A 26,456-nucleotide genomic window follows, 5' to 3' on the forward strand; every position below is an offset into this window, starting at 1 on the left:
CACTACAAATTATATGTTCGATTATATCATTATTGGAGGCGGTTCGGCCGGATGTCTTTTGGCCAACAGACTTTCAGAAAACCCTGAAAATAAAGTCTGTTTACTAGAAGCTGGTCCTTCTGACCATACCCATTGGATCCGTAATTGCAACCCTATGAATATGCTATTTTTAATGAATAGCAAAACTTACAATTGGAGAAATTATGCGATCGGGAATTCCAAGACGGGCAAAAGAAAATTTTACTGGCCCAGAGGAAAAACTCTGGGTGGGTCAAGTGCCATCAATGCCATGATTTATACCCGTGGGCATAAATCAGACTATGACCATTGGGCAACACTTGGAAACACCGGCTGGGATTATGATGCTGTACTCCCCTATTTTAAAAAATCTCAAAAGCAGCATCGTGGTGCCGATTCTTACCATGGCGACCAAGGACTTATGAATGTTATAGATCCAAATTTTCATTTTCCTGCGAGTACGGCATTTATCGAAGCCTGTCAAGAAGCTGGAATTCCAAGAAACCGTGATCTTAATGGCGCAAATTATGAAGGGGTGGACTTTTTTCAAATTAATCAAACTGAAAACGGCCAGCGCTGCCATTCTGCCGCATCATTCTTAAATCCTGTTTTATCCCGTCCTAACCTGACCGTGATTACTCATGCCCATGTTAAAAAGATAAACATCGAAAATAAGTCTGCAACCGGCGTTGTTTACTTTGATTTAAAGAAAAACAAGAAACTCACGACAATTTCAGCCGCTAAAGAAGTCATTTTAAGTGCAGGGGTCATTAATTCACCACAAATTCTTATGCTTTCAGGTATCGGACCGGCATCTGAATTGGCCAAACATCATATTCCACTAATCCATGATCTGCCAGGAGTTGGAGAAAATTTACAGGACCATCCCGATGTCATCTTGAGGTATCTTGACAAGTCGAACTCTTCACTGACCACCGTGCCCAAACCTTCTATTTTAAAATTTTTCTCAAAATTTTATCGTAACAAAAACCCAATTGTTTTTACACCAACCGATACCGGAGGCTTTATAAAATCAGAGGCTGGCATTGTCGTTCCTGATCTTCAGTTACAGTTTGCTCCAATTCGAATGTTTCCACACGGCAGAAAACCTTTAACACCAACAAAAGCAGGATTTGTTCTTCATTTCTGCCATATGCGACCAAAAAGCAGGGGTCGCATCACTTTAACCTCTAATAACCCTTTTGATGCCCCCATCATTCAGGCGAATTATTTTGATGACACCATGGAACTTGAAGCTTTGGTGAAAGGCGTTAAGATTGCCCGAAACATTTTAGCGCATCCCGCCATGGAACCCTTCGTCAAGAAAGAGGAAATGCCAGGAAAAGAAGTAGCTACAGACGATCAGATCAGGCAGTTTATTTTGAGCAAGGTCGAGTCGGTTTACCATACGGCCAGTTCTTGTAAAATGGGAATCGATGCCATGGCGGTTGTGGATCCTGAATTAAAAGTTTATGGCATTAAGAATCTTAGGGTCATTGATTCTTCTATCCTACCCACCATCACCGGAAGTAATATTCATGCGCCAACAGTAATGATTGCTGAAAAGGGTGCAGATATGATCTTGAATGCGCGCTGAGCAGGTTCAGTTTTTTTTGATACGATAGTCTTCAGTAAGAAAAATGCACATCGGGGGAAAACCTGCATTTTAATCAGGGCATTGTTGTAAAATCAGACAGTAAACCTTTCCTTCACAAAACCATTTGAAGAGTGTTATACTACTGACGTAAATCCCTTAGATAGCTCTTCAAGCAACTATTTCTTTATTATCTTGATGTTCTTGAAACCGCTCTGATTGCCAATTCGATCAACTGCCGTCACTCCAATGTCTGTCAGCGAATGCCCCGCCTTTTCATCTTCTTGAAAAAGCGCTAATTCCATAGTACTTTTAGTACGGTCCAAAATGATATATTCCCAAACATCGTCATACTTATAGAAAACTACCCACTTAAAAATGGCTTCGGATTCCGGATGGCTCCAGGAAATAATTACGCTATCGTCTTCAATTTTTGTGTTGACCAAAGGCATTTTTGGCAAGTTGTCATCGAGCCAAGTGCTTGCGGGTACTAAAGCCTGAGTTTTATACGGCCCTTCAACCAAAGCTTTGGCAAGGTTGGCGTATTTCATTAAGGGCGCAATACTCCAATGCACGGTACCCATACTTCCCGAATCCATACCGCGCGTTGTCATGATTTGATTAATGGTTTCATCGACATTGGCGTCATCGCCACCGTAATCAATTCTGATCCCGGGCCATAAATGACGATTTTTATTGTTTTCACGTTCCCACCAGCCCAATAAAACCGGAAAACTTTGATTAATCTGATTGATTTTCCAATACAACTGCGGACTAAAATAGTCAATCCACCCTTCATTCAGCCAAAGTTTCGCATCGGCATACAGTTCGTTATATTGATCCATGCCCAAAATAGATTCAGGATACCCAGGTCTCCAAATCCCAAACGGACTGATTCCAAATTTTACTTCAGGTTTCACAGCTTTAATTTCCTGATAAATGCGCTTCACAAAACCATCAACGGCTGCTCTTCGCCAATCAGAGGTGTCCAACGTCCCTCCCGTTTTTAAATAGCTCTGATAACTTTCGGCATCAGGAAAATCCAATCCCTCATTATAGGCCGCATACGGATAAAAATAATCATCAAAATGAATCCCGTCAATGTCATATCTCTTAACGATATCCATCACCACCGCCGACGAATGGTCTTGAGTTGCCTGTTTGGAAGGATCCATCCACCACAAGCCATTTTTTAAAGACACCATGAGTTCAGGACGCGTTTTTACTAAGGATTTTGGTACGACCTCACCTCCTGTAGTGTGATGCGAGCGATACGGATTTAACCAAACATGCAATTCCAATCCGCGGTCATGCGCTGCTTCTATCCAAAAACTTAAAGGATCATACCAGGGCGATGGCGCTTTTCCAACTTCCCCAGACAGAAAGAAAGACCAAGGCTCCAAATGACTATTATACAAAGCATCCGCCTGCGGTCTTGCCTGAAAAATCACTGCATTATAATTATGATCCTTTAAAAAATCTAATAATTTCAAGGCTTCATCCTGCTGTTCCAGAGTGGACAGACCTGGCTGGCTGGGCCAATTGATATTTGCCACGGTAGCCACCCATGCTGCCCGAAACTCACGCATCACTTGTGGAACTTCATCTTCAATAGGTGCAGCTGCTCTTATATGTTTGGGAGATTTGCAACCATACAGTGCCAACATTAAAAACAGGAGTATAATAAGAGATTTTATTTTAAAGACCATAATGTGTGGGTATAATTAAGCAAATTATAAACTTAAAATCCAATAGTCAAAAAGCAGGTCACATTTAGTGACATTTTTAACATTTTATAGTCTCAGATCGATCATTCCTAAACGATTCAAGCCTTTAAGATTCACCTCATTGATTTCATTTTATTATTTTTTCAAGTATTAAGACGATTTTAGGTATCACATCGGAATGGTTGTTATAATTTTGCAAATATGAGTACCCCTAAAAAAAACAAATACACAGAAGGACGAATCCTTAGCTCACTCGTCAGTTTAGCCTTGCCCATTATTTTTGCAAATATCCTCCAATCCGCCTATCAGCTTATTGATACATTTTGGTTGGGACGGATTGGTGCCGATGCTGTAGCAGCGGTAAGTTTGAGTTTTCCTTTGCTCTTTTTGGTGCTTTCCATTGGCGCTGGGCTAACCCTGTCAGGCACCGTTATGGTAGCCCGCTACCAAGGAGCTAATAACCAAAAAATGGTAGATTTTAGTTCCTCACAAAGCGTCTTTTTGATTTTTTTAACCTCCATCATTTTGGCGGTGGGTAGTTATTTCTCGGCTGGACCTTTGATGAAAGTCATTGGTGCGGGACCGGATATTATTGAGGACTCGGTAACCTATTTTAGAGTTTCTTCTTTAGGTTTCGTTTTTTTATTCATCTTTTTTATTTTCCAATCGCTCATGAGGGGCATAGGCAATGTGATGATGCCTGTTTATATTGTCCTATGTACAGTGATCCTGAACGCAGTGCTCGATCCACTGTTCATTTATGGCTATGGCTCTATTCCGGGGTATGGAGTAGCCGGTGCCGCAGTGGCTAGCGTCATTACCCAAGCAGTTGCGGCTACTATTGGCCTGTTCATTCTGTTTAGGGGGAATAACGGGATTAAAATTGCGTTGTCGTCCATGTATTTCAATATGGAATACCTTAAAAGAACCTTCAATTTAGGACTTCCAGCAAGTATAGAACAATCTACGCGGGCATTGGGCATGACCATGATGATGGTGATCGTTACCAGTTTTGGTAGTGATATTGTCGCGGCCTACGGAATCGGGGCCCGGATGTTGAGCTTTATCGTGGTACCCGCCCTAGGATTGGGCATTGCTACAACGTCTTTAGTAGGCCAAAACATCGGAGCTTTAAAAATTAAACGAGCAGAAAAGGTTGCGCGGATGAGTGCCAAGGTGGCCTTCTTTGGGTTTACCGGATTGGGGCTGATCATGTTTTTGGTGGCGGAACCTTTAACCGCATTCTTTATTCCCGATGATCCTCAGGTCATCCAAGATGGTGCTCTGTTTATTAAAATCATGTCCGTTAGTTTTGGATTTCTCGGGCTCCAACAGGTGATGAACGGGACTTTTAACGGTGCAGGATTCACCAAAGCCTCCATGCTGATTTCCATTATGTCTCTTTGGGTAGTCCGCTTTCCTTTAGCTTATATTCTGTCTTATAAGCTGGACATGGGACCAACGGGTATTTGGTGGTCTTTCCCCATATCCAACCTGATTGCTGGCATTGTGGCCTTTGCTTATTTCAAAACTGGGTATTGGAAAAAAAGAGTGATTCGCGACCGCAGTTTTTTAACGGCGCATGAATAAGATTGGGGTCTTACTTAAAGTGGATAAATTGGTTTAAAGAATAGCTTTACACTAGTGGCGGGCTGAAAGTCTGTTTCATGAAATTGCTGATAAAACACCTTATTATTGGGTGTTTCCCGAAAAAACCGGGACAGCTGTGGCCAAAATATTTATAGAAAATAAATGAGCTGCACTAAATCCCGATAGCTATCAGGGGCAGGATTTTAATCTTTAACTAGATAATTATTGAACCCTAGCCGTTGGTCAAAAATTTACACCTAATATTTTAGGCAGTTTCAGTCGCTATTGCAGTGCTTAAGTGAATCCCTCTAAGTTTTTTGTAAATATCCCTTTCTATGCCTTAGGCTCTAAATGCTATATATCTAACAATTAATTTTTTACTTTTTTTCTATAAGCATTGGTGATTTTCACACTAATACTTCCTCTTTAGGGAGGTGATTTTGATAAAACCAACGAATTTTTGAAGAATTCTGCACTTAACTAAAGCGCAGAAGATAATGTCTTAAGGATCTATTTAGACAATCCTTAATTTTAAACCTATCGATAAAGACATGTAATATCTGTTCGTGTTTTATATCATAAACTAGGTAAATATTCTATATTGCTTGAGAATAAAAATACTAAAAGCTACTGCTCTCACTACAGATGTGTTGTTATGAAGCAGTTCGAAATACGGATTATAAAACCTTATTTTAAACCTTGGCCCCAAACCAACATTACAACACCCAGTATGATTAAAAATTACCCAAGAAATATATTTAAATGTATTGCCTTTATACTCCTTCTTCTGCCCTTTCAACACTTAGACGCCCAAACCACTTTAAGCTATAATGTAGGCAACGTACCCATCCATACGTCAATGCCTTCATGTGAATCGACACAAGCCTGGGCAAGAGCATTTACGCTTTCCGATTTCGGGATTTCCCAAAATGATAAATTTGTTATCAATTCGGGACAAGTGGCCATCTATAATTCTTTAGGTGGGGGGACTTTGGAGTTTGACATCTTTGTCATTGATTCCGATTTTCCCAATTCCCACTCTTCCCGAACAGATCTTATTGCAAGCAGTCAAAAAGTCAATATCCCTGTTATTGGAGACGTACCGGAAATAATCACGATCCATTTTGATGTTCCCGTGGTCATTCCTGATGGCATCGATCGTATTTTGGTTGAAGTAAGAAAGTCTTATGATGGTCATAACAATGCGACTTCTCTTGCGTATATCGCAGGTACCGAAGCAGATACTGGAACTTCTTATTATTGGGGATGTCAGGTGTCCTATCCCCACATGGACACAGAACATCTTGATCCTCCGGTACATGACGCCAATTTTTTTATCAATGTCACGGGAGAACGAATTTCGACCACCAATTTAGGCACACCTACACGTTTGACACATAATCAATGTGAGGATGTTGTCAACGTCAGACAGTATAGTTGTAGTTGGGGCGGATTGAAATATGCGCGGTCGTTTGTTTTAAAAGATTTTAGTGTATCCAACAACGAGGAGTTTATTATTGATAGAGCCCAAGTCGCCTTTGCAAGTGTTGGGGTTTATGACGTAAAGGTTCAATTTAATATTTATAAAATTGACGATAACTTTCCGGCATCCTATTCTGAGGACGATTTAATTGGCAGCAGTCGGATTATCAATGTCCCCTATTTTGGGTCGAGGCCTCGCCTTTTTGATATTGTTTTTGGGACGCCCATTGTGATTCCCGCAGATGTTGATAAAGTCTTGGTGGAGGTCTTTAATTTGGGCAGTGCGAGCAGTTCGGGTTTAGCGTTTATTGCAGGTGGCGCACAGAGTACGGGGGAGTCCTGGCTGCGATCGGAAGCTTTGGGTTGTCCACCTTTTCAGGAATATATTTCTGTGACCAACCCCAATATCAATTACTATATCAATGTCACCGGGAGAACACGGCATGTCACCAATAATTTCGAAATCAATATGTCCAATAATTGTTCTGAATTTTTAAAAGAGTTCAGGGTGGAAAATAGTGCCAACGTTGCGTCTGTGCTCTGGAATTTTGGAGATCCCGCTTCAGGGGCCAATAACACGTCCACGGGTTTAACACCTTATCATGATTTCACAGCAGATGGGATCCATACCATTACCGCAACAGTGACGGCCCGTGATGGCAGTATTAAAGTGATCAGTGAAAATTTTGACATCGAGCAGCCACCACACGCGTACGGAATCGATGACTTCTATGCCTGTGAAGATCTTTTTGATACAGGCATTGCCTCCACTTTTGATCTTTCAACGGTGACGCAGCAAGTTTTAAAAGGGCAGGTCGATAAAATTGTGACTTTTATAGATGGCAGTGGCGCTCGCTACAGTGCACTTCCCCAGCCGTTCGCCAACACGGTTAGGGATGTTGAAACAATCACCGTACGCGTGGCACATCAGGATAATCCTTGCTGCTATTCTGAGACCACCTTCGATTTAATTGTCCATCCTTTGCCAGCATTAACCAACATTCCAGATTTTACGAGCTGTGAAATCAGCTCCAATGGTTTTGCGGAATTCGATTTAAGTACTGTGGCATCCACCGTTATCGGAGGTCAAACCGGCCTCTCCGTGGCCATTTTTGATGGGGATGGCCATCCGCTTTCCAATCCTTTGCCCAATCCTTATGTCAACAGGATTCCAAATAAGGAACTAATCACCGTGCGCGTCACGAATAATGTAACAGGCTGCCAGAACGAATTGACGTTTAGCTTAAATGTCAATGAGCAGCCAATGGCCTATTCGTTGGATGTATTAATCGGGTGTGATGACAACGATGACGGGATTTCAGAGTATTTCGATACTTCACATGTTGAGGCCCAGGCTATAGGTACACAAACTGGAATGGTCGTATCTTATTTTGATGCCAGCGGGACGGTATTGCCCGCACCTTTACCAAATCCGCTGACCAATACGGAAGCCCACGCCCAACAAATCACCTTAAGGGTCACCAATCCTCAAAGCGGTTGCTATGCTGAAACCCTACTCTATCTTGAAACCTCAACACAGCCGCATATCAATACACCAAATGATTTGTACGCCTGCGATATTGGCAATGGTTTTGCCTATTTTGATACTTCGGCGATTGAATCAGCATTGATAGGAAATCAGACCGGCTTGACCGTTCGTTATTATGATGCCCAAGGAAATGCACTACCAAGCCCATTGCCCAATTCTTTTATCAATACAAATGCCTATCAACAAACCATAACTGTACGCGTTGAAAACGCACTGAACCGTTCTTGTTACTCTGAAACTACTTTCGACTTGATCGTCAACCGTTTACCGGAAATCAATTTAGAGGACGACTATTTCATTTGTAATTTGGACCCTTCCATCATCCTATCTGTAGATCCAAATTTCGATACTTACGAATGGTCTGGACCAAACGGCAGTACCATTTCATCAACAGCCCATGCCGAAATTATAGCCGAAGGCCGTTATGTTCTCAAAGTAACCCAATTAAAACCTGGACTGTATTGCGAAAACTCCTTTTCATTTCATTTGACCCGTTCGATCTTACCTACCATACAGCACGTCAATTACGGCGATTTAGGGAACAATTTTATCGAAGTCATCGTTTCTGGCAATGGCAGCTTTGAATATTCAATAGATGGCATCAGCTACCAAGACAGCAATTATTTTCCAAATGTCCGAGGCGGCATCTATAAGGTGTACGCAAGAGATAAAGATGGATGTGGCGACGCCTCAAAGAAAGTCATCATTTTGGATTACCCCAAATTTTTTACACCCAATACGGATGGCTATAACGACTCTTGGCACCTGAAAGGCATCACTGAATTTCCAAATTCCAAGGTATTCATTTACGACCGTTTTGGGAAAGTATTGACCCAATTAGCCGCGCATGATTTAGGTTGGGACGGCTTTTATAACGGTAGTCCCATGTTGGCCAATGACTATTGGTTTAATGTAGATCTCGGCAATGGCACCAGTTTTTCGGGACATTTCACTCTGAAACGCTAACACGCTCCTCGTCAACACATCATGTTTCTAACAAGGCTATGATGCTACAGACTTTAATCTGATTACCCTGTAAACCCCTTAATGGTCTCACTCCATATTTTTTAAGATTTGGCGCTGGCATTTTTTAGTTTGGAATAATCCCAGAAATGGTGATCCATCAGGTGCATATTGTGTTTGTGAACTAAGGAATTGCCATAATAAGAGATTTTTCAAAGTGAAGCTAATAATGTATTAGATAAGCTAAATGATTGCCGATTAATTGAAGTTCTTGATTAAGATTATAGAGTGGCAAAATGACATCTTCAACACGCGGGCTAGATTGCCAAACTCGCAAAATCAAATTTAATACGAGGTCCTGTGTATGATGTTAATCATTGCCCTGTGCAATCACCTTACACTTATTTCTCATAACCCTAACATTATTAATAACCCCAGGATTTTCTGCCAAATTCAACAAAGGCAGATGTTCTTTAATTAATTGTTTTTCAATTGAATTAAGATCGGTAGAAGTAGCAATCCAATTAAAAATCAAATGCTCTTCTATCCATTGGATGATCTCTTGTTCGTTTTCAGATGAAAACTTATAATTGTTTTGATTGCTCTTCCCTATAAGAGAACCTGGCTCAGGCAAATAACCTAGCACAGCGCCCATAGTCCTGAAAAAAGTACCATGACCTTTAGCCCTCAGCTCTTGCTCAAAAAATTGCTTTTGCAAATTTTTGGAAGCACTACCAATATAAAGGAGGGTATGATTGCGCTCTGCTAGAACATTGGAAAATACGATATCCAATGCTTTTGGATCCTTTATACGAACCGCATAAAGTCCTGGGCCGTTTGGGATATTCTTCTCGCACTCACTAAGAGACTTAAAATTCTTTTCGTTGATTAAAACTTTCATCAACAACTTAGGATCCAGGCCAATATTATTTACGGAAACTTGCTTTTTTTTGGGCGTTGATTTTTTAGCAATGATGCCCTCGGTCGTTTTTAAGCCAATCAAGGTATTGGTTTTAGTAAAAAGATGCGGGTTACCTTTTATGCTAGCTCCCACCTGACTACTTTTTATATCAGAACCATCTTTTTTACTATACCAGCTATTGGCATTTAAAATTTCAGCAATTTCAGGGGCAGTTAAGGATTTTCCTGCTTTCAATAAAGCTTGTTGTATCGCTTCGTGTAAAGTCATATGTTAATCACTTGATTAATGAGGTTGTTTTGTTAGAATTTTAAACTTTAGATTAGGTTTTAACTAGTGGTTAAAGACTACATAGTGACATATTTATTAAGATTATCAACTTCATGGCTTGAAATTGGAATTTTAAAAGCTCCAAACTGAATGTCCTAGCATGATTCATGACTAAGAAGATCATGCCACATTGACCAATTGGCATTCTTAAAGCATGCTCCTAATGTTACAGAAATTTGGTGTAACACTTAAGAAAATGCTTCAAACTGAATTAATTTTTTACAATATGGTGCAAGTGCATAAAATTAGGCAAAATTTTATACTTTATTTCCTGTGGGAAAAAGAATTTTTGAGTTGTTGCTGTTTTTGATAAAAAAAATTCCTTAATGCTCGCTTTGTTTTGCTTTTTGAAAGCATCTTACGCTATTGTATGTCTGCATAATTTTGGTCGCATTACGATCTCATATAACTAACACAGTTTTCAATTAGTTTGAAAAAAGAACACTTTGAATTAGCTCTTAAAATGTTTGATATGTATGTTAAGCATGCTTGTATAACATCGATGAAAAAAGAAAAATAAAAGCACAACATAAATTAAAGACATTTCTATTACCGTTTGTTTCCTGTTTTACGGCTAGACTAGGTTTCAACCAGACTTTTTTCAAATTCCTTGAGGTACTCTTTGTCTTTTAGTCCAGGGGTTAGATAAATTTTAAGTGTTTTAAAGTGTTAGGGCAATAAAATTAGTGAAAACAAATAGGTCATCTTGTTCATGCTTCATAATTCTTCCAGATGGAATATTTGATGGCTTTAACTTCAAGGTGAATAGATTATTAAATTTAGAGCATGCGTTTAAAAAACCGTATAAAGTGTCGTCACAATCACGCCGTTCCCACTCTTTAAAGTCACAGCGCATAAGTGTTCTGCGGTTTTCACCTTAAAATAAAATGGTACGGCCAATAGGTTGACCCCACTTCCTTTTTTCAGTCGCGTGCCTTGTCCTGAAATAATATCGGTATTTGGGAGGAAGTCTCCTTTTGGCAAATGTTCGGTCAAGAGCACATATTTAAAATGGCTTAATTTTTTCAGGATCTGTTGTATTTCAGTATTGGAGAGATGTTGCAAGACCTGTCTGACGATAGCTATTTCGCCAGGAGGCAATTGGTCTACCGCGAGATCCAAACAGTGGAACTCTAAATTCTCTTCTTTATATTTCTCTTTGTTGTGTGCAATGAGATCCGCTACGATATCTACAGCAATATACTTTCTGGTATACGTTACCAATTCCCATCCGACATTAAAATCACCGCAACCCAAATCACATACCACTAGCGGAATTTTAAACGATTTTAAAAACACTTTGACAGCCTCTAGATAAGGATCAACGATGTTTGAAAGATGTGATCCCTCCCCCGAATAAAAGTCAGAATGATTACTTCCCCAAAGTTGCATGGCATACACCTGTTCCATAGCCCTTTTAGTTGGCCAAGCCTTCTTGATACGTGGAGTCGAACTGTCTTTCTTTGTCATAATGGTGCTTTAGGCTGTATAGTTTAATGTAAAACGAAAGTACTGTTTATCTATCATTTCCGTGACAGTACCTCTACCAAATTATATCCTAAAAAAAGCTTTGTCCAATTGTGATGTCTACGACAACCGGTTATCACCAAAGCTGAGAGATTTGAGAATCCGTCCATTTTCAAAGTTTTACCAAAATTTCAGCCTTTTTTAAAACCACCTTTACCAACCGTATCAATTCAAGCATCTTTAATATTAAGAGACATCAGCACTAGCGCAACTAGAATAAAAGCCAAAATTTCTTGCAGCATCTTTTTTCTTTAGATGTAAAGAAAAGGAACTTTCTATTTAGTTCGATGGTAGGACCAAAAACGGAACATTTAAATTGAAGCCAATCTGGTTGACGGTATTCTTGAAAAATAAATTCTCAAAGAACGAATGCTTATTATTAACCATGGTCAACAAATTGATTTTATGCTTGACCTGAAATTCATTTATAGCCTCAATAATCTCCATACTTCTCACATCGTGGAATAAAAAAGCAGCCTTTTTAAAGAGCGACTCCAATTCTGATTTGTTGTTGAGCTGAACTTTGGTCAATTCATAACCTGATGATACATGCATGGCGTTTACCCGTGCATGATGGGCAACGGCAATTTCTAAAAGCACATTGAGCGGGGTGTTATTGTAGTTAACTTCTAAGTCGGTTGGAAACATTATTTCGTGAGGCGGGGCATATTCAAAGTCAGATGGAATGGCTAAAATAGGACATTTGATTTCCCTAAATACCTGCACAGTATTAGAACCCAACAGTATTTCCTTTGCTCCTGTAGCACCTTTGGTCCCCATGACTATAAGATCAATATGGCGTTCTTTTATCAATTCTTTCACTCCTGAAATCAGAGTGTCAAATCGTGCAATCTTTTCGAATGTATGATTGGGATTGTCGCCAAATTCATTTAAAATACTGGTGTTCAATTGACGTAATCCCACTTGTGAAGCATCTCTCACGGCATCTCCCAAACCAAACTGTGCAGGATTGATCAACACATATTCCACGTGATAAATAATGGGCGTATAGGCGTTAAAAAGATGAAAAGTGCATTCCACATCTTTATACAATTGGATGGCATATTTAATGGCATTCCAAGCATTGTCTGAAAAGTCAGTAGGTAAAAGTATATTTTTCATAATCTGTTTGTATTAGTGGTTTGGTGTTGGACGTGCAGTATTCTGCATCGCCAATAGTGGAATAGTAAGATTAAAACTCACTTTATCTAAGGTAGATGGAAATAACATATTTTCCAAAAAAGTGTGTCGCGTATTGACCATAACCAAAAGATCAATAGCGTGCCCTTTTATATAATTTTGGATGGTTTCAGCTATTCTTATGCCTGGCGAGAGAGGGAAATTTACTTCAGTTTTACTAATGGTGTTTTTTAAATAGGCTTGGATATTTGCTTGTCGCGTGGATAATTTAGACTTTTTTGAGACATATAGAACATCAATAACACTGTGGTAAGGAGTGGCCAAATCGCACAATATCTTTAATTCGCGAGGTTTGTAAAACATTGAATAATCCGATGGAAGCAGAATATGTTTGGGTTGAGGATTGGTATAATTGCTCGGGATGGCCAAAACAGGACATTTCACATGGTTTAAGACCTGAAAGGTTTGGCTCCCAAAGTCTGTATTTTTCACATTAGCCTTGCCTTTAGTTCCCATAACAATCAAATCGATGTTTTTGGACTCAACAATATAATTCACCTCTTCTACAAGTGAGTTGTAGGCAGAAATGGTATGGTAGGTAAACCTAGGGTTAGGTGTCATTTTTTCAACAGTATGCAGTAAGCTTTTTAAATTGATTTGGGATTGACTCCTGACACCATCCAAAATATCATCAAAAACTGTACGGGAGACCAAAGCATCATGATCTTGCAATTCATTTTGATAGGCATGCATAAAGTAAAATTCTGCTGTTTGGTACTTAAAAAACTCCAACGCATAAGTAATTGCATTCATTGAATTTTTAGAAAAGTCGGTGGGAATAAGTATTGAAATCATGATGTTCAAAGGTTTGTCGATTCATAAAATTATAAAATCAACACTCCAAAAAACATGATATTTATCAGACGTTAATAAGACATTGAATTTCTAAAAGTTGAATTCAATAGTGATTGGACAGATCTTTAGCATGTTTAAAAGCCAGTTTTACCGGATGCACAAAAACATTAAAGCTTACCAACTTCAATATATCTAAAGGATTCGTCGAGTGATTTATAAAAAAAAGCCAGAATATAATTCCGGCTTTCTTTCGATTTAGAGCTTCCAAGAGCAGAGGAACCCACATAAGGCAAATTCCTCAAGCTTAATTGGACTTCAAATTTAAATCATTTGTTCTTCCAATCCCATGATTTATATCAGTAGGCGCACTTAGCCTTTCCTATCGTGTAAAACCAAAAATGGAATGCGGGTATGATAGGTGATTTCCTCAACCTTTGAATGAAATAAAATGCGTTGAAAGTAATTGAGGTTTTTGGCAACCATAGTAATCAATTTGATATCCCTACTCTGCACAAAGCAGGCAATGCCATCTTCCACTTTTTTATTGATGATGTTATAGAATTTCGTTTTGAAACGACCAAAAAAATCTTTCAGTACATCCTTATTGTCCTGTTGCCCCATATTTAACTCTTCAGGAGTATTAGTTATATGTAAGACCTGTAAGCTTGCACTATGATGGTTCAGAATGTCATAGATTGGTTTTAACATATTGACACCGTAGGTTAAATAGTAATCTGTTGGAAATACAATATCGTCCAAATTTGTGAATTGCGCCTTTTCTGGCACAACCAAAGTGGTGCATTTAACTTTCTTTATGACGTCAGTGGCATTACTTCCAACAATTACTTTTTTTAAGCCACTGGCACCTTTAGTGCCCATAACAATTAAGTCGATTTGTTTTTCATCCACTTGATTACGTATGGATTCAATGAAGAAATCATGATCGGATAGTGTGAAAAAATGATGTTTGTTATTTACAGGAAATTGTTCTGAGATACGTTTTAAGAGGGTTCTCAATTGTTTTTTGGCAGGCTTGCTAACCGTATTTTCTATAAAATCCTTACTGTCCATATAAGGCAAATCGTCTGCCTTAATAGAGCTCACTGGAACAACATGGAACAAGTAAAAAGTACACGCTGATTTCTCAAAAAATTTAACAGCATAAGCTATTGCATTCCAAGAGTTTTCAGAAAAGTCAGTGAGTAATAGTATGTTTTTCATGGCATTCCCTCAATATTGTAACAAAAACAAACTTAGGGGGATAGTAGCTCTCAAAAAATGATATCGGTCATGTTTGAACTTATGGGTAGCCCTTAATAGATCTCCTGAAGCTTTTTAATATCTAAGATCTTAATATTGCGTCCTTCTATTTCAATCAGGCCTTCTTTTCTAAAAGTTGACATGGTCCGTATCAGGGTTTCCGTGGCGATTCCAGCAACACTTGCCAAATCATTTCTAGAAATTGTAATGGAATCACCTGGTTTTCCGTTCAATTTTTCAGCAAATTTCAATAAGGTACTTGCGGTTTTTTTATTGACGGAACTATAGGCCATCTGCAATAATTGATCCTTGACAGACGAAAGATCGTCAGTTAATAATTGTATCAACTCTAAGGTTATTTTGTGATTATTATCTAAAATCTCCTTCAATTGGTCTTTGGAAATGCCAACCAACTTAACGTTTCTAATGGCGGTAGAAGTTTCTTGATAGGGAATATTTTGAATAAATGAGGTATAACCAAACAAGGCGTCCTCGTTATGCAAAGCTGTGGTAAGCTCTTTACCTTGCTCATCAAACTTATAACATTTGACAACACCTTTTAAAATAAGATAAATATAATTGGAATTCTGTCCTTCCTCATAAATCACATCGCCGTGCTGATAGTCAAAGGTTTCACCATAATCGTCAAAAAAATTCTTCAAATCGTTGAGCGTCCTGATTTCATCAGGATTGTTCTGCGGACTTACATCTTGTCGCTTTTCCCTAGTGTCGTTTAAGATAGAAACTTTAGCCAATCGGCTTTTAATGGCATTCACCAACTCGTCTTCACTAAAGGGTTTGGTAATATAATCATCTGCTCCAAGTTCCATGCCTTTTCGCACATCTTTTCGTTCTGTTTTCGCTGATAGAAATATGAAGGGAATAAATTTAGTGTCTTCCTCCTGGGAAAGTATTTCAAAAACTCCATACCCATCCAAGACAGGCATCATGATATCACAAACAATGATATCAGGGTTTTCGCTTTTTGCTTTTTCCACGCCGATTTCGCCATTTGAAGCCACGATAACTTCGTAATTTGAAAATTCCAGCAGCTCCGCCGTGTTTTCACGTAAAATTGCATCGTCTTCTATCAATAAAACTTTTTTTGTCATAGTGCTTTGTTTGGAACGGTTAAAATAAAAGTAGAGCCAATGTTTTCTTCGCTTTTGAAACTTATGGTACCTCCAAGATTTTCAATGTGCGACTTTACAATATTAAGACCGATGCCTGTTCCTTGCGTGGTCAAAACGTTTTCTGCTCTAAAATAACGGTTAAATATATTTTTTATATCCTTTTCTGGGATTCCAATCCCTGAATCAATAATTTCAAAAATGGTATGGTCAGCGTTCTGGGTGATATTTATAATGACATCGGTATTTTCTGAGGAATATTTAATAGCATTATGCACCAAATTTGACAAAGCCAATTCGATCGTTTTCTCATCCTGGGTTAAGGAAATGTCATCAATATTTTCAGGGTATTTAATCTGTTGTCCTTCCTTTAATAACATATTGGAATTATAGACCACCTCATTGACCACTTTACTCAATCTAAAGGTTGTAAATTTATAATTTACTTTTCCTGTTTCCAATTTCTCAATCGATAAAAAATCGTTCAATATATTGTTCAAGTAATGGACTCTGTCCGTGATGGTTTTGATGTGCTTATCCCTTTTGGCCTGTTGCTCTTCCAAGGTATATTTGCTCAATAGCATAGAAGACGTCAGAATACCGCTTAAGGGGGTTTTAAATTCATGAGACACCAAAGATAGAAATTTGGTTTTCAGCTCGTTGAGCTCCTTTTCTTTATCTAACGCAATTTTGAGCTGATTGGTTCTAAGTTCTACCGTTCTTTCCAGCTCATGGGTATAATTTTTTTGTCCGGTTATATCTAGAATAATGGCCACAAATACTTGCCGATCTCCTAAAATTGACAATTCTAGATTGACATACACAGGATAAGTAGTGCCATCCTTACGTTCGTGGACGGCTTCAAACTCTATTTTATCTTCAGTTCCATTTTTTAAAGGCGCTATTAGTGATCTGAATTTATCTTCAGTAAAATCTGGTTTAATAGATGCCGGAGTAAGTTTTTGAAGTTCTTCTATGGTATATCCCAAGTTTTTTTGTGCGCCATAATTGACATTTATAAATTTCAGTGTATCATAGTCCCACACATAGATTTCATTAAGAGAATCATCAAAGATCTTAGAAAGATAATTACGCTCTTCTTCTACTTTCTTTCTTTGGGTGATATCATTTTGAATCCCAACAAAATGCGTAATCTCTCCCTCCTTATTCTTAATAGGATTTATAAACAGGTCATTCCAAAATAAGGTGCCATCCTTTTTGTAGTTTCTCAATATTATTTGACAGCTTTCACCTTTTTCAATGGCATTTTTCAGTTTTAAAATGCTGTTCTGGTCTCTATCATCACATTGTAAAAATCGGCAATTATTGCCCAAAATTTCATCAGCAGAATAGCCCGTTAAGTTTTGGAAGGCAGCGTTAAAATAGATGATGGGATAATCGTTGTGTAGCGCATCGCAAATAACTATCCCGTTACCTGAAGATTGTAAAGCTTTGCTCTGTAACCTAAGATCTTTTTCAATTTTTTTACGTTCTGTAATATCTATTACGAGCGCCATAACGTAGGTTTTTCCGTTAATCACAAACGGATTTAGGCCTACCTCTACCGGAAATTGTTGACCTTCTTTTTTTAAACCGAATAAATCACGGCCGTGGCCCATGTGGCGTTTTTCACTATTTTTATAAAACGATTCAAAATGTGCGCCGTGGTTTTGATGGTAACGGGTTGGAATTAATGTATTTAATGGCATATCCATTAAATCATTGGCATCATAACCAAACATGACATCTGCCGAAGTGTTTGTAGACACTATGTTTTGATGTTCATCCACAATCACAACACCTTCAGAAACGGCATCTGAAAGTATCTGAAAAATATCCTCTCTGTTTTGAAACATAGTGTATAATTGGCGGGTTTAAAATTCGTGAAGATACTAACTAATTAAGAATTTTGAAAAAACATCCATTTGAAATAGATTCATTTTAACAATACTATTTAGTAATTGATTTTGGAAAGCAAAGGTAAAAGTATTGGTTGAGATTATATAAAATGACATAAATCATTTTAAAAAATATGACAATCAATTAGTTTTGAATGAAATACCCTAAGACCATGAAATCTGAAAATTATTTAAGCTTAGATTTTTATCAAAATCTTGGAAAGCTTTTTTACGCAATTGCCTCTGCAGACGGACACGTCCATGAAGCTGAACTAATAACAATTAAGGAAATGGTTAAAAAGGACTGGTTATCTTTTACTTATACAAAGGATCACCCGACTAATGACGAAGTCCACCAGATCATCGTCACTTTTGACAGGCTCCATAGTGCAGGAAATTCTAACGGCAACCTTCTTTTTAATGATTTTGTTACCTTCAAAAACACACAGAGCCATCTATTTACCAAAAAAATTAAGGAACTCATTCTAAAGACCGCTATACATATTTCTGAAAGTTTTTCTGGCAAGAACAAATCAGAATTAATGCTTTTGGCAAAATTAAATATTGAATTAAATAAGGTATGAAGATACCAAGTTATTGAAGTTAAAATTTTATGAACATTTCAATTGATGTGGACTCAACCCTGAAATTAAATCAATTAAAACTTACCAAAAGTCATTACAAAACAGCACGATTTTCATTACAATTCTCATCTCAATGTAACTTATGTTACGTCTCAGGCTGAAGCGAAGTTCTATATTTGAATCATTATTGTAATTATGGAATTATTAGAGTTTTTTGGCTATATAAGTGCTTTAGGCATTGGTGTTTCGTTAGGAATCATTGGCGGCGGCGGTTCTATATTGGCAGTCCCTGTTTTGGCCTATTTGTTTTCAATTGATGAAAAAGCCGCAACGGCCTATTCGTTATTTATTGTTGGCGCTAGCGCATTAATTGGGGGACTAAAACAGCATTTTAAAGGCTACGTCGATTGGAAAACAGCTCTTGTATTTGGTATCCCTTCAATTGTTGGTGTAACCCTAGTAAGACATCTTGTAGTGCCCGCATTACCAGAGATTCTATTTTCAATTGGCGATTTTGAGTTTACAAGACGGATGGGAATGTTTGGGCTTTTTGCGGTATTGATGATTCCGGCAGCATTCTCCATGCTTAAAAAAGATAAGATAAACCTTGCAGCTCAAAAAACAAAAATAATTTACAATTATCCCTTGATATTACTTGAAGGTTTGGTAGTTGGTGCTATTACTGGCATAATAGGTGCTGGTGGAGGATTTCTAATTATTCCAGCGCTTGTCCTTTTAACAAATGTAGAAATGAAAGTTGCTATTGGTACTTCATTAATTATTATAGCTTTTAAATCGTTGATAGGATTCTTTTTGAGTGATGCGTTAACAATGGCAATTGATTGGTCGTTTTTGCTAATTTTTACCGGCTTGTCATTTGTAGGGATATTTATTGGTAGTTATTTGAGCAGTTTTATTAACGGTGACAAACTAAAAAAGGGATTTGGCTATTTCATTTTCGTCATGGCATTTTTTATTTTCTACATGGAATTTTTCGTAGCACCTTAATTTCTAGCTTCAGAACTATTTTATATGAGAGAGTTGAAATACAGATTATAATTTAGGAACCATAACTTATAACAAGTGCTAAAATAAAACCATAATGCAAACTCTGTTTCGTAGAATTTTTGATCTAAAAGCCGATAAGAATGGTACCATAAAGATTTTGGATGCCAATACATTTAAAGACGCAATCTCAAATCAGAAAGTACAATTAATCGATGTAAGATCTCCTAGCGAATTTAAATCAGGAGCAATTGAAGATGCAAAAAATATGGATTTTTATTCTGGAAGATCTACATCCGAATTCAATAAACTCGATAAACAAAAACCAGTATATATTTATTGCCAAAGCGGAAACAGACGCCGACAAACCTCAAAAAAATTATCTGCCATGGGTTTTAAAGAAATTAATGATCTTAAAGTCGGCATCTTAAATTATAATCAATAAATTGTTAAAATCATGAACACATCAATACTAGTACAAAATCTTAAATGTGATGGCTGTGCCAATACCATAACCACTAAATTATCAACTATTACAAATATTAGTAATATTGTCGTAGATGTTGAGGAAAGCAAAATCTCTTTCAATTATAAAAATGTAGACGATGTCCTCCTTGTCAAGGAAAAATTAAAAACTCTTGGGTACCCATCTGTAGAAGACTCTAATTCCTTAACTTCAAAAGCAAAATCGTTTGTGAGCTGTGCGACTGGTAAACTTTCGAATTAAATTTAAAAGGATGAAAAACATAATCGTGGTTTTCCTTACAGTGCTCTCATTGTACAGCTGTAAGGATAATATAAGAACCAAGACCATTTCAATTGAAAAAAATGAACCACTAAAATCCGAAGAAGAAAATACATTGACAAGGTCAGCTAGTGACACCATTGACTATGTTAATCGAGGTTTGGAGTATGCATTATCAACTCAAGCAATTTTGGGAAAGAACTTAATGCAAGCCATTGAAAAGGGTGGTACCGTAGAAGCATTAGCATTCTGTAATGAACAAGCTTATCCTTTAACAGACAGTATGGCTGTAGTCCATAACGTTCGGCTAAAACGCGTCTCAGATCAACCTAGAAACATTGAGAACATAGCAAATACTGAGGAATTAAATTATATTGAGAATTATAAAAAAAGTATTGCGAATCAAGTTTCTCCAGAACCTTTGGTGATCAATTCAGGGACCGATGTAAAAGTGTACTACCCTATAGTTACAAATGCGATGTGCCTACAATGTCACGGAAAAGCGTCAAACATTGAAGCCAGGACACGTAAAAAGTTGACCATTCTATATCCAAAAGATAAAGCCTTGGATTATGGCGTTAATGAACTACGTGGAATTTGGAGGGTAACATTCAATAATTAAATAGTTTTAAAAATGAGTAAATTTTCAGAATTAATACATCAAGAAACACCAGTATTGGTCGACTTTTTTGCAGATTGGTGTGGTCCTTGCAAAATGCTGGCACCCATTTTAAAGGAAGTTAAGGATAGTTTGGTTAATGATGTATCCATTATTAAAATAGATGTTGATAAAAATCAGTCCTTAGCGGCCAAATATCAGGTAAGAGGCGTACCTACCATGCTACTTTTTAAAAATGGCAAACAAGTTTGGAGACAATCTGGTGTGCTCCAAAAAGAGGAGATCATAAACATTATAAAAACCAATAGTTAATAGAGTTGTTTGAAAATTGTTTTGGATATATTCTAATTAGGACTGTCTGAAGATTGATATTTTTCATTCATTGGGGTGACATAAAGTTCTTGAACTAAAATAATAATGATGAGCATCAATGGGGTTGCGAAGATGACCCCTAGAAGCCCAGTTAAAGCCCCCACAAAAATTTGCGCCAAAATGATGAGCGCAGGAGGAATTCGAATCAAATGATATTGGGCTTTTGGGGTGATGAAACTGCTTTCAAAAAGTTGAATAGCAAGGTACATTATACCAATAATAATGGCCAAATTAAGATCTTGTGAAAGTCCAACTAATAATGCCGGAACCGCAGAAATTAAGGGTCCGAAATTGGGAATAAAATTCAATAAGCCAGCGAGGATAGATAAGATTAACCAATGTTTAACATCAAGAATTAGTAAACCTATGGCCGTCAAAATGAACACTGCAAGCATGGCAATAAATTTTCCGGCGAGCCATTTTGTAAGACTCGTTCCTAAATTTTCCATGATCTCTTTGGCTCTTTCTCGATGTGGTGGCGGCACCAGTTGCGAAATGCCATTAACATAAAGATTTGGTGCGATAGTAAAGAAAATACCAGTTAAAATAATGATGTAAATATTGGCAATACTCCCAAAGGTGGTCAAGAAAAATGTGGAAATAAAATTGGAGAATTCTTTAGACGATTGGATGTCATTGGCCCAAGCCAAAATATCCTGACCGATATCACTTTGCTCAAGAAAATTCTTCAGACTTTTCGTCAATTCGGGAAGGGATTCTTTTAGAGAAACAGTTTGGTTCCAAATCGTTGCACCCACTAAATACATCATCCCGGCAAAAATTAAAAAGGATCCTAAAACAGATATGGTCATTGAAAGTTTTCCATTGATATTGAACTTACGCTTTAAAAACGAACTGATGCCTCTAAAATAACAAGCAATCAACGCACCCGCCAGCACCAACATAACAATATTGAATGTGGCTTCAAATATTAAAAGAATCACCGTGATTAACGCAAATATTAATCCCGCAATCCAAACTTTCTTTGAATAACTGAAGCTTTGCTCAGTGTTGCTTTCTGTTGACATAATTTTTTCTTCGAAAGTTAACCAATATTACTTTAATGAATATCTAAAACTAATAATTACGACCTCTTCATTAATTGATAGCATAATTTGGTAGTTAAGAGATATAATTCGACCATAAGTATTTATGTCACCATTGAACACATTCAATTTAAAAAAAGAGTCTACATTTAGAGATCATCTGGGTGTTTTAAAATTATAATTTAAATAAAAAATACAATGAAATTAACAGAACAATTTTGGGACGAAAGTTATAAAAACAACGATATTGGATGGGATTTAGGTGAAATCTCTCCACCGTTAAAAACGTATTTTGATCAGTTGACCGATAAAGATTTAAAGATTCTAATTCCTGGTGGTGGCAACTGCTATGAAGCTGAATATCTTCACAGTCAAGGCTTTAAGAATGTTTACGTAGTGGATCTTTCCAAAACGGCTCTAGACAATATCAAGCGTCGTGTGCCTTCTTTTCCCTCTGCACATCTGATTCACATGAATTTTTTCGATTTAGATATGACTTTTGATATCATCATAGAACAAACCTTTTTTTGTGCCATCAACCCTAATTTAAGACCTTTATACACGATAAAAACTTCTGAACTTCTCTATGACCACGGAAAGGTTGTAGGCTTACTTTTTGATGCTCCGTTAAACGCCGATAAACCCCCATTTGGAGGCAATAAATCAGAATATATGAACCATTTTCATACCCGATACACAATTAAAATTATGGAACAAGCTCGCAACTCACATCCTTCAAGAACAGGAAAGGAATTGTTTTTTAAAATTATAAAAAAGCCTTAAACTAATGGGAACTTGAAATCTTACCAATTGCAGAGCACTCTTTAAATGATGAAATCAAGAGCTTTGTGTAACATTAGTTACGCGGTTTCTGGATAAAGTGCGCTATCTTTAGCTTTACTTTAGAACAGGTCGGATTATAGAAAGCTCTAAAAATTTGTGGCAGAGGTCATAGTTTGAGTTAGCCGTTGAAGGCGTTTTTTTACTAAAAATAAAATGGAGACCATGAAGATGAAAAATCAATGTTGATTCTTGATAATTAAAAATACGCTCCGAATTCTATTCCAATTAAATTAAATACTAATGAACACCAGAGAACATTGGGAAACCGTTTATGAAAACAAAAGTCCGGACCAAGTAAGTTGGACTCAGGAGAAACCCGAGATTTCCTTGCAATTGATCAAGGAATCCCATTTGCCTAAAACTGCCAAGATTATTGATATTGGTGGTGGCGACAGCAAATTGGTGGATTATTTATTGAAGGAAGGCTATACAGATATTACTGTGTTGGACATTTCTGCCAAAGCGCTTGAAAAAGCTAAAACACGCTTGGGGAAGGAAGCAGATAAAGTAAAATGGATTGTGAGTGATGTCACCCAGTTTAAACCAATAGTAACTTACGACTTGTGGCATGACCGCGCTGCCTTTCATTTCCTGACCTCTAAAGATCACGTTGAAATGTACACGGCCATTACCAACAAATTTGTAATGGAGCGTTTAATCATTGGTACATTTTCAATCCAAGGGCCAACCAGATGCAGTGGCTTGGATATTTCGCAATATGATGAAAACACATTGGCAGAAGTCTTCCAAACGCATTTTAAACAGACGAAATGTCTTATCACGGACCATATCACACCTTTTGAAACCATTCAGAACTTTCAATTCTGTAGTTTTAAAAAACTAAAATAATTATTTTTAACACCTATTATCAATTACCTACGTTGTACTAATATTTTTAATTTATTAAAATTTGAACATTATGAACATCAAACAATTTGAATACAAACCACTCTCCCATTATTCCTACGCCATAGTGAGTGATGGTAATATGGCAGTTATAGATCCAGAACGTGATCCACAGCAATATTATGATTTTGCACAAGCTCATAACGCCAAAATTACGGCCATAATCCAAACACACCCTCACGCTGATTTTGTGAGTTCGCACCTGGAGATCAGCAAAGACACAGGAGCTACTATTTATAATAGTGAAAAACTGGGAGCTGACTATTCACATCAAGCTTTTGATGATGGTGACAGTATCAGTTTGGGCAGCATCACACTGAAAGCCATCAATACTCCTGGACATTCCCCTGACAGTATCACAATTGTAGCCACTGAAGGCAATAAAACAGCATTATTTACTGGAGACACTTTATTTATTGGCGATGTCGGTCGTCCAGACCTGCGAGAAAACGTTGGCAATATGACGGCAAAACGTGAAGAATTGGCTGAAATGATGTACGATACAGTAACCAATAAATTTGATGCCTTGCCAAATGATGCGATCGTCTATCCGGCTCACGGTGCCGGTTCGCTTTGTGGTAAAAACTTGAGTGATGCTGCCAGTAGTACTTTGGGTGATGAACGCAAGGGGAATTGGGCTTTTAAAGACCAATCTAAGGAACAGTTCATGAACACCTTATTGGACGGTCAACCTTTTATCCCTTCGTATTTTGGATTTAACGTAGACATCAATAAACATGGCGCTGATAGTTTAGGGCCAAATATTAAAAAAGTTCCATTTACTAAAAATACGACAGCCAAAGGCCTTATAGTTGATACGAGAGCTGAAGCTGACTTTAAGAAAGGACATTTAGAAGGAAGCATAAATATTCAAGCAGAATCTGATACCGCAAAATTTGAGACTTGGGTAGGATCCATAGTTGAGCCAAAAGAAAAGTTTACCTTGGTGACTGACAGTGAAAAAAACAAGGAAAAGCTTTTAAACCGACTTGCTAAAATAGGTTATGAAAAGCAAGTTGTAGAAGTGATTACGCTTTCAGATGAAAACTTAGTGAAAACCGAAGTGTTGGATTTAGCAGATTTTAAGAAGCATCCTAACAATTACACGATAGTGGACATTCGTAATCAGAGTGAGATCAATGAAGGCAAATTTTTTGAAAATGCATTGGAACACCCCCTGAATGATCTACGCAAGACCGTCATTCAAATACCAACAGACAAGCCTATTGTTGTGCACTGTGCGGGTGGTTATCGTAGCGCAGCCGGAAGTAGTATTATCGATAACGAGCTGAAAGGTGCAACCGTTTATGATTTAAGTGACGCTATTGAAGACTTTAAATAGTGAACCTAAACAAACCTTTTAAGGACTACCTTTTTGTGGGTATACAAATATTGCTTTTTGTAGCATATGTATTACCCGTTAGTATGTCTTCTACAAAATTCCCCGAATGGCTTCGCTATTCGGGTTTTGTTTTATTGGGCATTTCTTCGGTGTTAGGAAGTATAGCTTTACTGCAATTGAACACAAAGCTTTCACCCTTCCCATCCCCTGTTTTTTCTGGTAAACTCATACAACAAGGAGCGTTTCGCATCTCTCGACATCCCATTTATACCGCTCTAATTTTTTCGGGTTTGGGTTATGCCATATACGGCTCATCCGTATACAAGATTGTGATCACAGCACTTTTGTTTCTTCTTTTTCACTATAAATCGATCTATGAAGAAAAACTGCTGATCCAAAAATTTCCAGCCTATAAGGATTACAAAACTAGGACCCGACGGTTCATTTAAAACCTATAAAATCGTATTCAATCTATTTTTAAAACACCGTTTTCTATTTTGAAATTCTGTCTAAAATTGGATTCTAACCTTTGTGAAATTTGACATGCATCTTACGAATTTGATCTGCAAGCTCCGGCACGGATCCATCTACTTGGATACGGGGAATAATTTCAGGAATAGAAAGTGCTTTTACTGCCGATTCTGGTACTTCTATTTCGGAGAGCCAGGTTGTCAACTGCTCGGTAAACTCACATATACAATACGGCCCAATCCGACCCAACCGTGTGCTGCGGAACACATCGCACAATGCTCGCCTGAAGTATAGACCACAGCTTTCGCACGATCTTCAGAAGTCATATGGGTTGCTGCCCAACGGGCAATCTCAAATTCTGGATGACGGGTTTGGTCACCCTTGGTCACCTCCTCATTATGACCTTCGAATAACACCTTTCCTTCTGCTGAAACGAGTACAGAACCAAAAGGCTGATTCCCAGCATAAAGTGCCTCTTTTGCTAATTCTACACAGCGACGTAAATAGTGTAAGTCCTTATCGTCTATATTTTTCATGACGT

23 protein-coding genes are annotated in these 26,456 nt (G+C 37.7%); 13 read left to right on the top strand and 10 right to left on the bottom strand.

Annotated elements, in window-relative coordinates; translation table 11 throughout:
* Positions 1-13 precede the first annotated feature (13 nt).
* Positions 14-1,615, top strand: coding sequence for a GMC family oxidoreductase (locus G525_RS0103720; protein WP_027124960.1), 1,602 nt, complete (start codon positions 14-16; stop codon positions 1,613-1,615).
* Between the two features lie 176 nt (positions 1,616-1,791).
* Here the strand turns inward: G525_RS0103720 and G525_RS0103725 are convergent, their stop codons facing one another.
* Positions 1,792-3,321: a glycoside hydrolase family 10-like protein gene (locus G525_RS0103725; protein WP_035478966.1), complete on the bottom strand. Its 1,530-nt coding sequence runs from the start codon at positions 3,319-3,321 to the stop codon at positions 1,792-1,794.
* 219 nt (positions 3,322-3,540) lie between these two features.
* Between G525_RS0103725 and G525_RS20140 the strand changes: the two genes are divergently transcribed.
* Positions 3,541-4,929: an MATE family efflux transporter gene (locus G525_RS20140; protein WP_035478968.1), complete on the top strand. Its 1,389-nt coding sequence runs from the start codon at positions 3,541-3,543 to the stop codon at positions 4,927-4,929.
* Between the two features lie 655 nt (positions 4,930-5,584).
* On the top strand, positions 5,585-8,926 hold the full coding sequence (locus tag G525_RS0103735) for a T9SS type B sorting domain-containing protein (protein ID WP_245577721.1): 3,342 nt from the start codon (positions 5,585-5,587) through the stop codon (positions 8,924-8,926).
* A gap of 367 nt (positions 8,927-9,293) precedes the next feature.
* Here G525_RS0103735 and G525_RS0103740 read toward each other — a convergent pair whose 3' ends face one another.
* The 7 genes from G525_RS0103740 to G525_RS0103775 form a co-directional block, all read right to left on the bottom strand.
* Complete coding sequence (locus G525_RS0103740) at positions 9,294-10,112, bottom strand: GIY-YIG nuclease family protein (RefSeq protein ID WP_027124963.1); 819 nt, start codon at positions 10,110-10,112, stop codon at positions 9,294-9,296.
* Between the two features lie 852 nt (positions 10,113-10,964).
* Entirely contained in the window at positions 10,965-11,642 is a 678-nt protein-coding gene (locus G525_RS0103745) for a class I SAM-dependent methyltransferase (protein ID WP_027124964.1), read from the bottom strand.
* Between the two features lie 336 nt (positions 11,643-11,978).
* The gene (locus G525_RS0103750) at positions 11,979-12,821 is read right to left on the bottom strand and encodes a universal stress protein (RefSeq protein WP_027124965.1); all 843 of its coding nucleotides are present in this window, start codon (positions 12,819-12,821) and stop codon (positions 11,979-11,981) included.
* 12 nt (positions 12,822-12,833) lie between these two features.
* A complete protein-coding gene (locus G525_RS0103755; protein ID WP_027124966.1) occupies positions 12,834-13,694 on the bottom strand; it encodes a universal stress protein in 861 nt (286 codons plus the stop codon).
* Positions 13,695-14,063: 369 nt separating this feature from the next.
* On the bottom strand, positions 14,064-14,915 hold the full coding sequence (locus G525_RS0103765; RefSeq protein ID WP_027124968.1) for a universal stress protein: 852 nt from the start codon (positions 14,913-14,915) through the stop codon (positions 14,064-14,066).
* A gap of 92 nt (positions 14,916-15,007) precedes the next feature.
* Positions 15,008-16,066: a response regulator gene (locus G525_RS0103770; protein ID WP_027124969.1), complete on the bottom strand. Its 1,059-nt coding sequence runs from the start codon at positions 16,064-16,066 to the stop codon at positions 15,008-15,010.
* Positions 16,063-17,940: a PAS domain S-box protein gene (locus tag G525_RS0103775; protein ID WP_027124970.1), complete on the bottom strand. Its 1,878-nt coding sequence runs from the start codon at positions 17,938-17,940 to the stop codon at positions 16,063-16,065. Before G525_RS0103775 ends, G525_RS0103770 begins: the two co-directional genes overlap by 4 nt.
* A 197-nt stretch (positions 17,941-18,137) precedes the next feature.
* Between G525_RS0103775 and G525_RS0103780 the strand changes: the two genes are divergently transcribed.
* From G525_RS0103780 to trxA, 6 genes are all read left to right on the top strand, one after another.
* A complete protein-coding gene (locus G525_RS0103780; RefSeq protein WP_245577722.1) occupies positions 18,138-18,566 on the top strand; it encodes a hypothetical protein in 429 nt (142 codons plus the stop codon).
* Positions 18,567-18,761: 195 nt separating this feature from the next.
* The gene (locus tag G525_RS0103785) at positions 18,762-19,574 is read left to right on the top strand and encodes a sulfite exporter TauE/SafE family protein (RefSeq protein WP_027124972.1); all 813 of its coding nucleotides are present in this window, start codon (positions 18,762-18,764) and stop codon (positions 19,572-19,574) included.
* A 94-nt stretch (positions 19,575-19,668) separates the two neighbouring features.
* Positions 19,669-20,016 carry a rhodanese-like domain-containing protein gene (locus G525_RS0103790; RefSeq protein ID WP_051209760.1) on the top strand — a complete coding sequence of 116 codons (348 nt, stop codon included), beginning with the start codon at positions 19,669-19,671 and terminating at the stop codon, positions 20,014-20,016.
* Between the two features lie 12 nt (positions 20,017-20,028).
* Entirely contained in the window at positions 20,029-20,298 is a 270-nt protein-coding gene (locus G525_RS0103795) for a heavy-metal-associated domain-containing protein (RefSeq protein WP_027124974.1), read from the top strand.
* A gap of 10 nt (positions 20,299-20,308) precedes the next feature.
* A complete protein-coding gene (locus tag G525_RS20145; RefSeq protein ID WP_051209762.1) occupies positions 20,309-20,938 on the top strand; it encodes a Tll0287-like domain-containing protein in 630 nt (209 codons plus the stop codon).
* 12 nt (positions 20,939-20,950) lie between these two features.
* On the top strand, positions 20,951-21,247 hold the full coding sequence (gene trxA / locus G525_RS0103805) for a thioredoxin (RefSeq protein WP_027124975.1): 297 nt from the start codon (positions 20,951-20,953) through the stop codon (positions 21,245-21,247).
* A 32-nt stretch (positions 21,248-21,279) separates the two neighbouring features.
* Here trxA and G525_RS0103810 read toward each other — a convergent pair whose 3' ends face one another.
* Positions 21,280-22,335, bottom strand: coding sequence for an AI-2E family transporter (locus G525_RS0103810; RefSeq protein WP_027124976.1), 1,056 nt, complete (start codon positions 22,333-22,335; stop codon positions 21,280-21,282).
* A 216-nt stretch (positions 22,336-22,551) separates the two neighbouring features.
* Here G525_RS0103810 and G525_RS0103815 point away from each other — a divergent pair, with 216 nt between their 5' ends.
* The 4 genes from G525_RS0103815 (at position 22,552) to G525_RS0103830 (ending at position 25,893) form a co-directional block, all read left to right on the top strand.
* Positions 22,552-23,136 (top strand): methyltransferase domain-containing protein, encoded by a 585-nt coding sequence (locus G525_RS0103815; protein WP_027124977.1) that lies wholly within the window; start codon positions 22,552-22,554, stop codon positions 23,134-23,136.
* A 300-nt stretch (positions 23,137-23,436) separates the two neighbouring features.
* The gene (locus tag G525_RS0103820; protein WP_027124978.1) at positions 23,437-24,045 is read left to right on the top strand and encodes a class I SAM-dependent methyltransferase; all 609 of its coding nucleotides are present in this window, start codon (positions 23,437-23,439) and stop codon (positions 24,043-24,045) included.
* A gap of 70 nt (positions 24,046-24,115) precedes the next feature.
* The gene (locus tag G525_RS0103825; protein WP_027124979.1) at positions 24,116-25,444 is read left to right on the top strand and encodes an MBL fold metallo-hydrolase; all 1,329 of its coding nucleotides are present in this window, start codon (positions 24,116-24,118) and stop codon (positions 25,442-25,444) included.
* Entirely contained in the window at positions 25,444-25,893 is a 450-nt protein-coding gene (locus G525_RS0103830; protein ID WP_027124980.1) for a methyltransferase family protein, read from the top strand. The genes G525_RS0103825 and G525_RS0103830 overlap by 1 nt, the downstream gene beginning before the upstream one ends.
* A gap of 222 nt (positions 25,894-26,115) precedes the next feature.
* Here the strand turns inward: G525_RS0103830 and G525_RS20150 are convergent, their stop codons facing one another.
* Positions 26,116-26,451 (bottom strand): nucleoside deaminase, encoded by a 336-nt coding sequence (locus tag G525_RS20150; RefSeq protein WP_211222900.1) that lies wholly within the window; start codon positions 26,449-26,451, stop codon positions 26,116-26,118.
* Between the last annotated feature and the right edge of the window lie 5 nt (positions 26,452-26,456).

Source organism: Gelidibacter mesophilus DSM 14095 (assembly GCF_000423005.1).
Taxonomy (GTDB): Bacteria; Bacteroidota; Bacteroidia; order Flavobacteriales; family Flavobacteriaceae; genus Gelidibacter; species Gelidibacter mesophilus.

Coding starts and splice junctions, on each gene's coding strand:
- G525_RS0103770 (WP_027124969.1), bottom strand. CDS start 16,066: ATGACAAAAAAAGTTTTATTGATAGAAGACGATGCAATTTTACGTGAA.
- G525_RS0103755 (WP_027124966.1), bottom strand. CDS start 13,694: ATGATTTCAATACTTATTCCCACCGACTTTTCTAAAAATTCAATGAAT.
- G525_RS20145 (WP_051209762.1), top strand. CDS start 20,309: ATGAAAAACATAATCGTGGTTTTCCTTACAGTGCTCTCATTGTACAGC.
- G525_RS0103815 (WP_027124977.1), top strand. CDS start 22,552: ATGAAATTAACAGAACAATTTTGGGACGAAAGTTATAAAAACAACGAT.
- G525_RS0103780 (WP_245577722.1), top strand. CDS start 18,138: ATGAAATACCCTAAGACCATGAAATCTGAAAATTATTTAAGCTTAGAT.
- trxA (WP_027124975.1), top strand. CDS start 20,951: ATGAGTAAATTTTCAGAATTAATACATCAAGAAACACCAGTATTGGTC.
- G525_RS0103745 (WP_027124964.1), bottom strand. CDS start 11,642: ATGACAAAGAAAGACAGTTCGACTCCACGTATCAAGAAGGCTTGGCCA.
- G525_RS20140 (WP_035478968.1), top strand. CDS start 3,541: ATGAGTACCCCTAAAAAAAACAAATACACAGAAGGACGAATCCTTAGC.
- G525_RS0103790 (WP_051209760.1), top strand. CDS start 19,669: ATGCAAACTCTGTTTCGTAGAATTTTTGATCTAAAAGCCGATAAGAAT.
- G525_RS0103775 (WP_027124970.1), bottom strand. CDS start 17,940: ATGTTTCAAAACAGAGAGGATATTTTTCAGATACTTTCAGATGCCGTT.
- G525_RS0103720 (WP_027124960.1), top strand. CDS start 14: ATGTTCGATTATATCATTATTGGAGGCGGTTCGGCCGGATGTCTTTTG.
- G525_RS0103825 (WP_027124979.1), top strand. CDS start 24,116: ATGAACATCAAACAATTTGAATACAAACCACTCTCCCATTATTCCTAC.
- G525_RS0103725 (WP_035478966.1), bottom strand. CDS start 3,321: ATGGTCTTTAAAATAAAATCTCTTATTATACTCCTGTTTTTAATGTTG.
- G525_RS0103810 (WP_027124976.1), bottom strand. CDS start 22,335: ATGTCAACAGAAAGCAACACTGAGCAAAGCTTCAGTTATTCAAAGAAA.
- G525_RS0103795 (WP_027124974.1), top strand. CDS start 20,029: ATGAACACATCAATACTAGTACAAAATCTTAAATGTGATGGCTGTGCC.
- G525_RS0103820 (WP_027124978.1), top strand. CDS start 23,437: ATGAACACCAGAGAACATTGGGAAACCGTTTATGAAAACAAAAGTCCG.
- G525_RS0103750 (WP_027124965.1), bottom strand. CDS start 12,821: ATGAAAAATATACTTTTACCTACTGACTTTTCAGACAATGCTTGGAAT.
- G525_RS0103735 (WP_245577721.1), top strand. CDS start 5,585: ATGAAGCAGTTCGAAATACGGATTATAAAACCTTATTTTAAACCTTGG.
- G525_RS20150 (WP_211222900.1), bottom strand. CDS start 26,451: ATGAAAAATATAGACGATAAGGACTTACACTATTTACGTCGCTGTGTA.
- G525_RS0103740 (WP_027124963.1), bottom strand. CDS start 10,112: ATGACTTTACACGAAGCGATACAACAAGCTTTATTGAAAGCAGGAAAA.
- G525_RS0103785 (WP_027124972.1), top strand. CDS start 18,762: ATGGAATTATTAGAGTTTTTTGGCTATATAAGTGCTTTAGGCATTGGT.
- G525_RS0103765 (WP_027124968.1), bottom strand. CDS start 14,915: ATGAAAAACATACTATTACTCACTGACTTTTCTGAAAACTCTTGGAAT.